General features: G+C 39.0%; 13 protein-coding genes. 1 reads left to right on the top strand and 12 read right to left on the bottom strand.

The features are described 5' to 3' along the window. Positions 1-26 precede the first annotated feature (26 nt). The 3 genes from ABD009_RS07895 to ABD009_RS07885 all read right to left on the bottom strand — a co-directional run bounded on the left by ABD009_RS07895 (position 27) and on the right by ABD009_RS07885 (position 2,334). Positions 27-341, bottom strand: coding sequence for a hypothetical protein (locus ABD009_RS07895; protein WP_343824281.1), 315 nt, complete (start codon positions 339-341; stop codon positions 27-29). A gap of 132 nt (positions 342-473) precedes the next feature. After that, entirely contained in the window at positions 474-1,667 is a 1,194-nt protein-coding gene (locus ABD009_RS07890) for an aminotransferase class V-fold PLP-dependent enzyme (protein WP_343824279.1), read from the bottom strand. A gap of 64 nt (positions 1,668-1,731) precedes the next feature. Further along, positions 1,732-2,334, bottom strand: a complete 603-nt coding sequence (locus ABD009_RS07885) for an FMN-dependent NADH-azoreductase (RefSeq protein WP_343824277.1) — start codon at positions 2,332-2,334, stop codon at positions 1,732-1,734. Positions 2,335-2,480: 146 nt separating this feature from the next. Here ABD009_RS07885 and ABD009_RS07880 point away from each other — a divergent pair, with 146 nt between their 5' ends. Then, positions 2,481-2,963, top strand: coding sequence for a nuclear transport factor 2 family protein (locus ABD009_RS07880; protein ID WP_343824275.1), 483 nt, complete (start codon positions 2,481-2,483; stop codon positions 2,961-2,963). A gap of 111 nt (positions 2,964-3,074) precedes the next feature. Here ABD009_RS07880 and ABD009_RS07875 read toward each other — a convergent pair whose 3' ends face one another. The 9 genes from ABD009_RS07875 to ABD009_RS07835 form a co-directional block, all read right to left on the bottom strand. After that, positions 3,075-4,934 carry a choice-of-anchor I family protein gene (locus tag ABD009_RS07875; RefSeq protein ID WP_343824273.1) on the bottom strand — a complete coding sequence of 620 codons (1,860 nt, stop codon included), beginning with the start codon at positions 4,932-4,934 and terminating at the stop codon, positions 3,075-3,077. 214 nt (positions 4,935-5,148) lie between these two features. Then, positions 5,149-5,805, bottom strand: a complete 657-nt coding sequence (locus tag ABD009_RS07870; protein ID WP_343824271.1) for a cupin domain-containing protein — start codon at positions 5,803-5,805, stop codon at positions 5,149-5,151. 53 nt (positions 5,806-5,858) lie between these two features. Further along, positions 5,859-6,611, bottom strand: a complete 753-nt coding sequence (locus tag ABD009_RS07865) for a hypothetical protein (RefSeq protein ID WP_343824269.1) — start codon at positions 6,609-6,611, stop codon at positions 5,859-5,861. Positions 6,612-6,698: 87 nt separating this feature from the next. Then, positions 6,699-6,962 (bottom strand): CBU_0592 family membrane protein, encoded by a 264-nt coding sequence (locus ABD009_RS07860; RefSeq protein WP_155693736.1) that lies wholly within the window; start codon positions 6,960-6,962, stop codon positions 6,699-6,701. Between the two features lie 223 nt (positions 6,963-7,185). Further along, on the bottom strand, positions 7,186-8,115 hold the full coding sequence (locus ABD009_RS07855) for a GGDEF domain-containing protein (RefSeq protein ID WP_343824267.1): 930 nt from the start codon (positions 8,113-8,115) through the stop codon (positions 7,186-7,188). Further along, positions 8,102-8,635, bottom strand: a complete 534-nt coding sequence (locus ABD009_RS07850; protein ID WP_343824265.1) for a methanogen output domain 1-containing protein — start codon at positions 8,633-8,635, stop codon at positions 8,102-8,104. Before ABD009_RS07850 ends, ABD009_RS07855 begins: the two co-directional genes overlap by 14 nt. A gap of 102 nt (positions 8,636-8,737) precedes the next feature. Beyond that, positions 8,738-9,382 (bottom strand): hypothetical protein, encoded by a 645-nt coding sequence (locus tag ABD009_RS07845; RefSeq protein ID WP_155693742.1) that lies wholly within the window; start codon positions 9,380-9,382, stop codon positions 8,738-8,740. A gap of 192 nt (positions 9,383-9,574) precedes the next feature. Further along, entirely contained in the window at positions 9,575-11,734 is a 2,160-nt protein-coding gene (locus ABD009_RS07840; RefSeq protein ID WP_343824417.1) for a prolyl oligopeptidase family serine peptidase, read from the bottom strand. 179 nt (positions 11,735-11,913) lie between these two features. Continuing rightward, positions 11,914-12,654: a LytR/AlgR family response regulator transcription factor gene (locus ABD009_RS07835; protein ID WP_343824262.1), complete on the bottom strand. Its 741-nt coding sequence runs from the start codon at positions 12,652-12,654 to the stop codon at positions 11,914-11,916.

Here is a 12,654-nt window from a genome sequence, read left to right as displayed (position 1 = left end):
GCGGTAAAAGACAGATCTACCCTAGGTTAGGCAGTCATCGGTGGGCGGTATAGACCTTTGATGTGGGCGATAGCGGTATTATCCAATAAACTGTCTACGCGATAAGAGCTGTATAGACGTTTTATAACTCGTAAAGAATTCAGCAGGTAACTGGCGTTGTGACAACTATTTTGTGGGCATTCGCACTTTGCGTCACAACAGTCCATCATTTCATTACTGTCGCTATCCATCATAGCGTGAGACATGTTGGGATGTTGTTGGTTGTTAGATGACTCGGTCCCATCTAAAGTATTATGCTCTGCGATCATGAGAGTATGGGCACTATGAGAGTTGTTACTCATGTGAGTGCAATTACTCATTGGCATTGACGCAACACTAAAAGGTTGACCTAATAGGACAACCAGTAATGTTAATGCGAGTACAACTTTTTGCGTCAAAACCATGATATTTTAGTTACTTACACTCTTTTGCTGTTATTTGTTTGCCGACAGACATGACAGGTCATAGTCTAGCGGATTATGATAAATAGCGAAACCAAATCTTAATCTATCGCCTCTGAAGTCTGTTTTTACACCATGTTCACTCAATTGTTTAGCTAATGTCGCAACGTCGTTTTCTGCTAATTTAAATGTTAAAAAGTGACCATGTAAACCGGTATCTGATAAAGACAAAGTTGCATTAGAAGGCTCGAGTAAATGCTGCTCCATCAAGTTACTTGTGTTTAAAAGTGGGTGATTCAAATTTTCTAGGTGATTTAAAAAGGCTAACTGACAACGTTTTACATAGTCATGAATAACGTCTACCGATAAACCTTCCTTCTCAAATAAGTCTAAACTGGCGTGCAATCGATACATTGCCGACATATCCATTGTAGCCCCAGCAAATTGCTGACCATTTTGAGCATAACCAACCTGCCCTACTTGCCTGTGATGCAAGTCACCAAACTCAGCAAACCAGCCTGTATAAATTGGTTCATAATTACCGTCTGGGATAACAGCAAAACACGCGCCTTCGCCACCTTGTGCATATTTGTAACTACCAGAAAGATAAAAAACTTGATGTTCCAGCTCACTTAAATCTGTTGGAATAGCAAAAAAGCCATGATAACCATCAATAGTGATAAGTGGCTCTTTAGGTAACGTTTGGATAAAAGCGCTGAGATCCTGAATGGCAAGCCCAGAGTTGAAAAACACCTGACTTACAAAAATCCAATCAAACTGCTGTGCTTGTGCAGCCTCTGCAAAACGTTGTTCAAATGACTCAAATGGTAACGTTGGCACTTTTACTAACTCAACCATGTCACTTTGCAGCCAACGCTCAGACTGTCGCTGAAATGAATAAAACTCGCTATCCGTTGTCAGTATTTTTACTTTCTTTTGAGCTGCAAACGTTGAGTGTATGCGTACTAATAACTCATGTGTGTTTGGTGCAAATACAATACGCTCGGGTTTTGATACGTTTAATGCATTGGCTATCAATGCTTGAGTCTGAGGCATTTTTGTCGAAAAAATGTAGTCCCATTTATCATCCGCCATTTTCGCTGTATCGTCCCAATACTCCAACATCGCATTGCGGGTTACATCAGGCCAATAATGATGGCTGTGACAAGCAAAGTGTTGAACGTTTGGCCTTGCATTTAAAAAGGCTTGATATAAATGTTGATACATATGGTTACTTCCCTACTTTGATGGATGCAACCATATTCAATGCTTACTTTAATTGCAATTAAATTTAAAACTCGTGAACTATAGAGTCGATTTCCTTTCTAGCAGAAGCTAACCCTTGTTCTTTATTAGGCATGTTTAAGCCTTCTGCGTAAATGAATGTGACGTCTGTTAAACCAATAAACGCCAACACATCTTTTAAATATTGTGTTTGCGTATCCGCAGGTGTGCCTTGATATACACCACCTCTGGCTGCAACTATATATACCTTTTTATTAGTCAATAAACCTTTAGGCCCTTGGTCAGTATATTTAAATGTTATGCCCGCTCTAGCTACTCTGTCTATCCAAGACTTGAAGGTTGATGGAATACCAAAGTTATACATTGGCATTCCAATAATCAAAGTATCATGGCTTTTAAGTTCTTCAATTAAGCCATCTGATAAACCAGCAAGCTTTTGCTGTGCTTCATCTCTTTCATCAGAAACCACCACCCAAGAACTGAGCTCATTGGAAGTTAGGTGAGGAATTTCTGGTTGGGTTAAATCTCGGTTAGTAAATTTAAGGTTAGTTTGTGCTTTATTAAGTTTTTCTACAAACTCACTCACAAGCATAGTAGAGTTACCGTTCTCACCATTAATTGAAGAATTTATTACAAGTATCTTATTCATTTGACGCCCCTAAAGCTAAAACCTAGTCATCGCTAATTAATTGCTAATTAATTGCTACTGTTTATTTTACTTCTGGATTTAAAAAAGAATACTGCTTAAATTCGTCAAAACCTTTCTATAAAAATGAAAGGTCTACAAGGGATATTATGTCATTTTTATTCGCGCTAGCTCTATTTACTTCAGCTGAATTAGCTTCAAAAAACGTGGCGGTTAAAGCCCAAACAAATGCTGAACCTCAATATCAACCTGTTCAGCAGTTATTTGATGGTATGCGAGAACACAATGCAGAAAAAATCGCCAACGCATTTGTAAAAGGAGCAACGTTAGTTAGAGCGAAGCAAACTGGGCAACTTAAAGATACCAATATATCAATGTTTGCCAGTAGCATCGCTAAGCGAAAAAAAGACTATATGGACGAGCAAATTATTGATTACCGCATAGAGACCTTTGGCAACATGGCCAATATCTGGACTTATTTTGTTTTCTATTTTAACGGCAATATCAGCCACTGCGGCGTTAATTCTATTCATGTTATTCAGCAAGACAGTGACTGGAAAATTGCTCACCTGATGGATTCGGCTTATCAAGGTAATTGCGAAGACTTTATTGAGAAGTATCAGCCTAAGTAACATGATGTTGAGGCTTGCATCGCGCGCTAATTTTTAGGCAAGTCGGATATTAACTTAGTTTGGTTTTGAGGCAAACGTAACAATGTCGTCGCGTTTACCTCAATTAAAAACTTACTTTTGCTCTATTTGCCACACGGCTACTGAGCCAGATATTTCATTACCAACAATTAGCAAGGCTTCACCTGTTGGGCTGTCACCAGCTGCAACAAACTTCATGCCTTCTGGTGCTAAGTCACCAGTAATATCAGCGCCTTCCGTCAGACCTCTGTTATAAAAGTAATCAACAAATTTAACGTTATATGGATTGCTAATATCGTACGCTAATATTCCACCCATTCTTTCTAAGCCAATAAACGCATAAGTTTGCTCACCAATTTTACCTAAGGTTAGAGCTTCTGGTTCAGCTCCTTTAGCATCTGAGCGAGTATCACCTGTATTCTCATCTTCATCATTATTAAATGACTCTCCGTGAATAGAGGCAGTAATTCGAGCAATTTCGTCACCCGAGTCAAATACCACTAAACCATTTTGGTCCCAAATAGTAAATGAACGAGCGCCATAGGCGTATAGCTTTTCATATTCCCCGTCGGCATTTTTGCCTAAAGCGTTGGTAACAAGCAATCGTCCTAAACCGTCTTTACCACCCTGCTCCGAAACATAAGCATCTAATTCTGCAGTAACAGGCGCAAAGTCCTCTAAGTCTTTAACACGTGACTCGTCCGTATAAGCAATACACACTTCCTCACCATCATCCCAATCGTAAATGCCATCAGGGAAGTCTGTTTCACACTCATTTTTACCTTCATCTTCAGCTGCGTCTCGCTCAAATGCAATATACTCTCTGCCATCGCCTTCATTCGCCGACACTATAAAGTTTGCACCTTGCCAGTTAAATGAAGCAATGGTGTCAGGCTGGTACATGCCGTATAAATTATCGTAGGACTTTAAGTTTACGCCTTCGTCTTTATCAGAAACATCCAGTTTATATTGGCTCCAATCTTTAAATCCTAAGCCAATAACTTGAACGCTATTGTCCGACAAATCAACGATGGCTAAAGCATTATTCTCTTGCAACGAAACAAAAGCTGTTGAATTATCTTCAGATACTGCAACATATTCTGGCTCTAGATCTTGCGCCACAGTGTAAGCTCTCACTTCACCTTTTATAGTCTGACCCGTTGGATTCGAAAACTTAGCGCCCTGCGCCTCTAACGCTTCTTGTTGATCATTAAAACCTATGAGTGAAATCATTGTTGCAACATCTGCAGGAACGCCATCAAGGATATTTATGATAGAAATAGTGCCTTCTGGATCAATGGTGTAGTCACTGGAAGGTTCACCTTCATTGGCAACAATAACTTTTGCGCCATCGTGAGTGAAGGCAACATTATCTGGCAAGTCACCAACCTCTACATTTTTAATGAACGCAGGCGCTGCGCCAGAAATATCATAAAACGCAATATGTCCATTAACACCAGCCGTTCCTGAAGCGACAGCAACCGCTAACAATTCATTAACGTCATCTACGGCAATACTGTTTGCATCGCCATTTAGGCTCGCTGTGTCACTGAGATTAACAGTTATCGCTGAATTAAGGTTGGTATTAGTAACCACACCTTCGGCATCTTTGGAAAGTGCGTTTGGATCGAGGCCATTAGTGTCTAAAATTTCCACCACTGCCGGTGATACGGAGCTGTTAATGGCATAAATCCATTTAGTCGACTTTTGAAAGGCAACAATTTCCGCCGCGCCCTCTGGCGAATTTGCATTTAAAACAGCTCTAGCGACTAAAGTTGAAGTCAACGATGTTGGAGCGTCTTTCCCAGCTTCACCATTAACGCCGTTTACGCCATCAATGCCATTAGTACCGTTTGTTCCACTTACGCCGTTTTCACCATTGCTACCATCAAGATCACAGCCAGTTAGCGCTGCGATCAGCGCTACCATAATTAAAGATTTAGCCTGTTTCATTTTATTATTTCCTTTCAAGTGAATTTTAGATTTGGGTATAACTTGAAAGAAAACTGTTACCGCTATATGACCGCACTATTAAAAAATGATGACCTGACAACCAGCCCAGCTTAAATCCTTTTTTTCTGGGCTTAGGTCTGGGTTTGGTTTCGAGTTTAGGCCTGAGTTTCGTTCTAGGTTTAGCTCTGGGCTTGAGCCTGCGTTAAGAGTGGACTTAAAGCGCCAGTGGGAGATGTCCAGTTTTTACTAGTATGACGGTTTCGTTACGAACAAAAGGAGTGTGTTCACTCATGTGCGGGTTTCTGATCCAAGTGCCTGTTGGGTACTCACCGTTTTCGTCGCAGAAGCAACCAGATAGCACTAAAATCTCTTCTCCGCCAAAATGACGGTGCGGATTAAATACTTCATTGGCCGGCCATTTAACCAGAGCAACGTGTTCATGTTCAAAGTCATGCAGAGGCATTACCTGCAATCCGCCGTGTCCTTGTAACCAAGGTGTCACATTGGTATTTAGTTTTACATCGGTTAAGTCACGCTTATCAAATTGATTAAGCTTTACAAGAATTACACAACCTTCTTTGCTAAATGGTGCGTGATGACTATTAGGTGGGTTTCGAATATACGTTCCCGCGGGGTAATCGCCATTTTCATCTGAGAAAACGCCTTCAAGCACAAATATCTCTTCGCCAAATGGATGAGTGTGTGTTGAAAAAGAGGCACCTGCATCATACTTCACAATGCTTGTGGTATGCCCAGACTCTTTAGCCTCTCGTTCTAGTGGTTTTCGCCAAACGCCAGCCGCAGGACTTTTTATCCAATCTACTTTTTCAGTTTCAATAACAAGTCGTTCTGAAAAATCCATATTAAGCATAATAGAACCTCATAAAATTAATGGTGTTGATACTGAGCGTTGGACTATTTTGATCACTTAAAGTCGGCAGTTTCTAAATAAACCGGTGTAGTACCTAAACAAGTCGAAATTTCATTTAAAATTTGAACAGTCTCTAATACGGGCCCAGTTTCAACATGAGAACATGTGATCGACTTTGCTTTTTCCGCTCGAGTTTTAGCGACCCAAGTTAATGCGTCAAAAGAAGGCTTTTCAATTATTTTTTTAATCGCTAAAAGATTATGGTTATTTTCTATCGATACTAAATCAAAAGTCATAATTGAATTTGTTAGCTGGTCTTTGGTAACAATTGGTTCAACGTATAAGGCTTTTTCAAACAAAACGTTAGTATCAAACAACGGCGTTCCGCCTCGTTCAAAATGACCATCATAAACTTTGGCCTTTACTGAAAAGCGAGTTTTATTAATGAGTTTTAACAAATAAAAATTATCTGGAAGAATAGTAACAAGCGGTTTAGAACTCAAAGCGAGTAGCTTTTCAAAGTCCGAATTTGAGTTAACTTTAATTTTATAAACCACCTGATAATCATGTGGAAAATAAAAAAGTGGCATATGATGCGCTATCAATGTTTTATTTTCACCAAAAACAACCGCCATTCCATGACTACCCATATAAGAATGATGCTTAGCATGGTTAGCTTCAGTTTGGCTTTGTAATGATTGAACCTGTACCGCTGGATTCATTAAGGCTTGTTGCTTTTCTTTTAACGCTGTACCCGCTGTAAAATGCGATGTTAAAGTTATTAGCGCAATAAACAATGTTTTCAATTTTATTTTCCTACGCGTATAAAAAAGGTGAGCCACATACTCACCTTCATTTTAAATTCAAATTTTACAGCGCTTAGAAAAAACTTACTAAACACCTGCCTTTTCTGGCTTTTTCTTGTAGTACTTATACAAACCAATTATAGACGCTGCAATCCAAAATAACTCAATCACAAAACTGGCTAAATTAAAGTTATAGCAAAGGCTAATAAGCAGTAAAATTGCACCTGTTAGGTTCATCATATTGTAGCCCAAACCTGACGGGTTAACTTTGTCTAACTGTAAAAGAAAAAAAGCGCCTACTACTAAAAAAGTACCAGACATACCGATAACGTCAAAAATGACATCTATCATGTGAAACTCCGAGATAACTAATGATCCAATAGACTGGCCCTATCCTTGGGAAGGATCATTCTCGCTCCGTGAAACAGCACATCTTATGAAGGAGACTTAACTTTTAATTCTCCCAATAAAAAACGAGCCAAGAAAGCTCGCTGTTCGTTTGAATTATATCAATCAACGTAGACCATAGGAAGAAATAAAAACAATGGCTGTGATATGTGCCGCTTTAAAGTTATTAGTAATAGACAACCTTATTTCTGCCATTGTCTTTTGCTTTATATAAAGCATGATCTGCGCGTTCAAATAATTCACTAACCTTTTCATCTTTAATGAGCGCAGCGGCCCCGATACTTGCTGTAATAGAGAGGTCCTGCCCGCCTACATCAACCTTTATACCTTTAATATTTTCCCTAATTTGATTTAGTACTTTTTCTGCTGGTTTGCCATCTACATGATTCAAGAATAAGCAAAACTCCTCCCCGCCCCAACGACAAACAACGTCTGACTCCCTAGCTCTTCCTAATAACTCATCTGAGACAGCGCGTATTACTTGATCTCCTACATGATGTCCGTAGGTATCATTGACCTTCTTAAAAAAATCAATATCTACTATAGCTAAGGTAGCTGGTACTTGGTGTCGATTGTTTAACTCACATTGACTTACTAAATACTCATCCATATAACGTCTGTTTTTCAGACCTGTTAGAGGATCATGAATGCCATCGGATTGATACTTCCTTATTAATCTTGCATGCTCGTTTAGTTCAATAGCGTGTTTTTGTAAAACTTGATTGTATCTAGATAATTTAAAGTCAAACTGCAGCAATATAGCAACAACTTTATTATTCACTCTTGATCTGAGTGAAGAAAAATAGGTCAAATATTCATTTTCGTCATCAATATTTTTCAGTCTACAAACCTGTAGTCCACTCATCGAAAGGGCTTGCTTCTTTATTCCAGCAAAGCTTTTAAATCGTGAAATTTCAGTCACTATTTCACTAAGATGATATTTTTCGCCGAGTTGCTTTAAGGCTGTTTTCGCATTTGCGTTGTAACGCTCTACCCATCCGTCTAACGACACAATGGCCGCGCCTTCAGTAATATCCGCTAAAATGCTCTCGGAATTCAAGTGTTCTTCTAAATCGAATGAGCTAGTGTGAATCACTGAAGTATTCCCTATATGATGAAGTCCCACTGCTTTCAGGCTCTAATAGTATTTCTATTACGCAATGGTTATCGCCAGCGGCTATAGACTTATCTATATTTACGCCCGCATAGCCATTACTGTCAGCGACGATTTTCCCAAATACGGTTGACGTCATTTGACACATTGACGGCCTACCTATAACCAAGTCACCAAATGGACAACGTGTATTGCACAGTAATATACGACTTTTTGAGACATCAACTATTGAAAACTGCCCACCTACGCGCCTTTTTAAGTCAACCAACACTTCTGCTAATTGATGAGGAGTGAACTGTCTTTTTTCTGTACCATCCTGGTATAGGGATAAAAAAAGGTTAGCAATTTTTTGTGCTACATGGTTTAAAAAAGCACCACTTTCAGATTCGCCGATAAGATCTTCTAACACCCCATTTAACTCGATAAGCGTTTGTAAATAAAACGCCTTTTGATCCATCGGTAGCTCGAGTTTTTCTAAATGTAATGAGGGAGGTTTATCCAAAGCAGGTTCCTTTTCTGAATACAGTTCTTTTTATGAATAATGTAACGAATAGAACTAACCAATGGCATTGTCAAAAAATAATCCCAAATATAGGGAAAAACCTTAGGCGTTTTGGATGAGTCTCATTTTAAGTAGCAAAGTACCTCTCGCAATCACACTGCTGCCATTTAATACTAAAAGTGGCCACGCAATAGCAAACGGCATAGTTAAGGCAAACATAAGTGTACTAATGTCTTTGATGAGGATACTTTGGATAAGCGTAAAAGACAGGTTACCTATGGACTTAGACTTATGAAGTAACCAATATTGATGCAAGGTTCCCTGCACAAGCACCACAGTTACAATGAGCATTAGAGCATCCGTCGCGAGTTTTGCGATATCCGGGAATGGTCTAAAAGCTATTGAAATTATTCCACCAATAAACGCTAGCAAAGTAGACATAAAGACTACTGAGCTTAATACCCCTCTTCGTTCCTGAAATACTCTAAATAAAATCACCACCAATAGAAGTAATGCGCCAAAACGCGTCCAGACTAAATAATGATTAAAAGGGTCAATTGCGATTCCAAATATAAAATTGGCATAAAAGGCGAAAAAGCTAGAGGCAAACTGATTGATAGAAAGGTTTTGGGTAGAGACTTGATTGGTTTGTTTTTTAGCGTCGATGGCCGCTAACTGTTTATATAATCCGTACCAAGTTAACAAGAACAAGGCTGAACTTAAGGCTCCTAAAATATGGTACAACATTAAATTGCTTTTACCTTACGTTACACAGAACTTAAACTTACTTTAGGGTTTAAACCGGAACCACAGCTACAAAAAAAATAAAGGCAAAATAACAAAGTGAACGCACCCTATTATTTTGCCATATTAGTCCGTCATATTTGCACTTGGCCGTATTGAACCAGCCAAGTTTATTCAGACCTAACTTACGACAGTCTAGATTTCTTTGACGCCCATATTATAAAGGGTAAAGCCAAAGATGTCGGCGTACTGTTTAATTGTTTTGCTAACTGGTGTACCTGCGCCATGACCAGCATCCGTTTCAATACGAATTAAAACAGGGTTTTTACCTGCTTGTTTAGCTTGAAGCTCAGCAGCAAATTTAAACGAGTGAGCTGGAACAACGCGGTCATCGTGATCACCTGTTGTTACCATTGTTGCTGGGTATTCTACGCCTTTTTTCACGTTATGAACTGGCGAGTAACCTAACAAATAATTAAACATTTCTGCGTTGTCATCTGAACGGCCATAGTCGTATGCCCAACCAGCACCGGCTGTAAATGTGTGGTATCTAAGCATGTCTAAAACACCAACTGCCGGTAATGCAACTTTAAACAACTCTGGGCGTTGCGTCATTACTGCACCAACAAGAAGGCCGCCATTTGAGCCACCCATAGCTGCTAACTTTTCTGACGACGTAATTTTACTTTCGATTAAGTATTCAGCAGCGCCAATGAAGTCATCAAATACATTTTGTTTTTGCATTTGAGTACCAGCATCATGCCACTTCTTACCGTATTCACCGCCACCACGAAGGTTGGCAACAGCGTAAACACCGCCAAGTTGAAGCCAAGCTGCGCGTGTTGAACTAAAGCCAGGTTGCAAACTTACATTAAAACCACCGTAACCATATAAAATAGTTGGATTAGAACCGTCTAGTTTAAGACCCTTTTTATGGGTAATAATCATAGGAACTTTAGTGCCGTCTTTTGACGTATAAAATACCTGTTTAGACTCGTAATTATCGCTATTAAATTTCACAGCAGACTTGTTATAAACTTCTGATTTACCAGACTTAACATCTAGAGAGAAAATAGTGCGTGGCGTTTTGTAGTTACTAAACGAATAATAAACTTTTGATTGGTTGTCTTTACCATAGAAACCACCTGCACTGCCTACTTCAGGAAGCGCGATGTCTCTTACTTTGTTGCCTTTAAGGTCAAACTGCTGGATTAAAGACGTCGCATCTTTCATGTATCGAGCAAAGATGTAACCGCCGCCTTTAGAAACTGACAATACGTTTTCCGTTTCAGGGATTACATCAACCCAGTTTGCTGGCGATGGGTTGTTTGCATCTACTTTAACAACTCGTTTATTAGGTGCGTCTCTGTCTGTTAAAAGTAAAATTGATTTACCTTTGTTTGCTAATAAACCAATGTCAGATTTTGTATCATCAACTACCGATTTTAGTTTTGAATTAGGACGACTTAAATCTTTAATTAACAACTTGTTGCCATAAGTAGAAACTGATGCTGATACTAATAAGTAACGACCGTCGCTCGTTACACTCGCGCCAACATATCTATGTTTTTCAGCTTCTGTACCGCCATAAACTAACTTATCAGCGGCTTGTGACGTGCCTAAAGTATGAAAATAAAGTTTGTGCTGGTCTGTTTTTGCTGAAAGCTCACTGCCTTTTGGCTTGTCGTAACTAGAGTAATAAAAACCTGAATTCCCTACCCAAGAAATACCACTAAATTTAAGATCGACAAGATCATTACCAACTAACTTTTTAGTTTTTGTATTAATGATTTTCGCTTTGCGCCAGTCACTACCGCCTTCTGAAATAAGATAAACAGCGTAAGAGCCATCTTCAGAGAATACGATGCTCGACATAGAAACAGTGCCGTCTTCGCTAAACGAGTTAGGGTCTAAGAATACTTCAGCTTCGCCATCACCTTTTTTACGGTATAAAACGCTTTGGTTTTGAAGCCCGTCATTTTTATAAAAATAAGTGTAGTCGCCTTCTACAAATGGCATGCCCACTTTTTCATAATCTAATAACTCGCCTAATTGCTTTTCAATTTTAGCGCGGTAAGGAATTGAATCTAAATAACTATAAGTCGTTTTGTTTTGTGCTTTAACCCATAACGCGGTTTCTGCACTCATGTCGTCTTCTAACCAACGATATGGATCAGCGACGTCTGTTCCAAAATAGTTATCTACAACATCACCTTTTACAGTAGGTGGATACACTACAGGTGTGTAGTTTTCAGATACGGCCACTTTTTTAACTGCCGATTTAGCGTCTGAAGATTCATCAGTCACATTACAACCACTTAAAAGAACGCTAGACAAAATCGCCCCGCTTAACATTAGTTTTTTATTTTTCATTATGTTCCCTTTTCAAACGAAGCAGAAAAACCTGCCACAGATTGATATTTTTATAGTTTTGTTTACTTTAACGCAAAGCCTTAAACACGCCAACAATATAAGCCTTAGTTTTAGTTCATCATGCGGTTTTTCAGGATTGTTTGTGTTTTAAATAGTCGTATTTAAGCAAAGATACGTTTCGCTTCCGCCTTGTAACTTTTACCAATTTTTAGTTTAACTTCATTTAAAAGCGTAACGTGTTCAGGATCTAACCCCACAACACAGTCATTTGCGACAATATATGACTTATGAATTTTACTAAACTGTGTCGGAGGTAGCATTTCTAAAATGCCTTTAAGTGTTGAGTTAACGAGTGTAGCTTGGTTTCCTTGCCAGACTTTTACGTAATTGCCGTAAGCTTCAAAGTAGGTAATGTCAGACAGCTCAAAACGCCTCAACTCACGGTCTACCTTCAAAACAATGTTCGATATTACTTCGTTTGTACCAGCGTGAATTTCCTGCGTGTTTTCTTGGTTACTGTTATCACTATAAGTTAGGTTTGATAATGTAATCCTATCTCTCACCTTTTTAAGTCCATTGGCAAGTCTTTCAGCCGATACAGGCTTAACTAAGTAATCAGTGACGTCTAATTCAAAACCATCAACAGCGTATTCTTGATAGGCACTTATAATGACTACCTGCGGGCGATTGGCTAATACTTTTAGTAATTCAATGCCATTTAAAGCAGGCATGTTTATGTCCAAAAATAACAAATCAGCACTGTTATTGGCTAACCAAGCAAGCGCATCCGCTGGATGATAAAACTGAGCTAATACTTCTACATCCCCATGCTGCTTTAAGTGATGTAAAACAACATCATGTGCGAGTGGCTCATCGTCAACCAAAATGGCTTTAATAGTCAT

Source organism: Psychrosphaera haliotis (genome assembly GCF_039523615.1).
GTDB lineage: Bacteria > Pseudomonadota > Gammaproteobacteria > Enterobacterales > Alteromonadaceae > Psychrosphaera > Psychrosphaera haliotis.
The sequence above is the reverse complement of the archived record's forward strand: the minus strand, read 5'-3'. Positions and strand labels throughout refer to the sequence as shown.

Coding starts and splice junctions, on each gene's coding strand:
- ABD009_RS07845 (WP_155693742.1), bottom strand. CDS start 9,382: ATGTTGTACCATATTTTAGGAGCCTTAAGTTCAGCCTTGTTCTTGTTA.
- ABD009_RS07870 (WP_343824271.1), bottom strand. CDS start 5,805: ATGCTTAATATGGATTTTTCAGAACGACTTGTTATTGAAACTGAAAAA.
- ABD009_RS07875 (WP_343824273.1), bottom strand. CDS start 4,934: ATGAAACAGGCTAAATCTTTAATTATGGTAGCGCTGATCGCAGCGCTA.
- ABD009_RS07885 (WP_343824277.1), bottom strand. CDS start 2,334: ATGAATAAGATACTTGTAATAAATTCTTCAATTAATGGTGAGAACGGT.
- ABD009_RS07890 (WP_343824279.1), bottom strand. CDS start 1,667: ATGTATCAACATTTATATCAAGCCTTTTTAAATGCAAGGCCAAACGTT.
- ABD009_RS07835 (WP_343824262.1), bottom strand. CDS start 12,654: ATGACTATTAAAGCCATTTTGGTTGACGATGAGCCACTCGCACATGAT.
- ABD009_RS07895 (WP_343824281.1), bottom strand. CDS start 341: ATGAGTAACAACTCTCATAGTGCCCATACTCTCATGATCGCAGAGCAT.
- ABD009_RS07880 (WP_343824275.1), top strand. CDS start 2,481: ATGTCATTTTTATTCGCGCTAGCTCTATTTACTTCAGCTGAATTAGCT.
- ABD009_RS07840 (WP_343824417.1), bottom strand. CDS start 11,734: ATGTTAAGCGGGGCGATTTTGTCTAGCGTTCTTTTAAGTGGTTGTAAT.
- ABD009_RS07860 (WP_155693736.1), bottom strand. CDS start 6,962: ATGATAGATGTCATTTTTGACGTTATCGGTATGTCTGGTACTTTTTTA.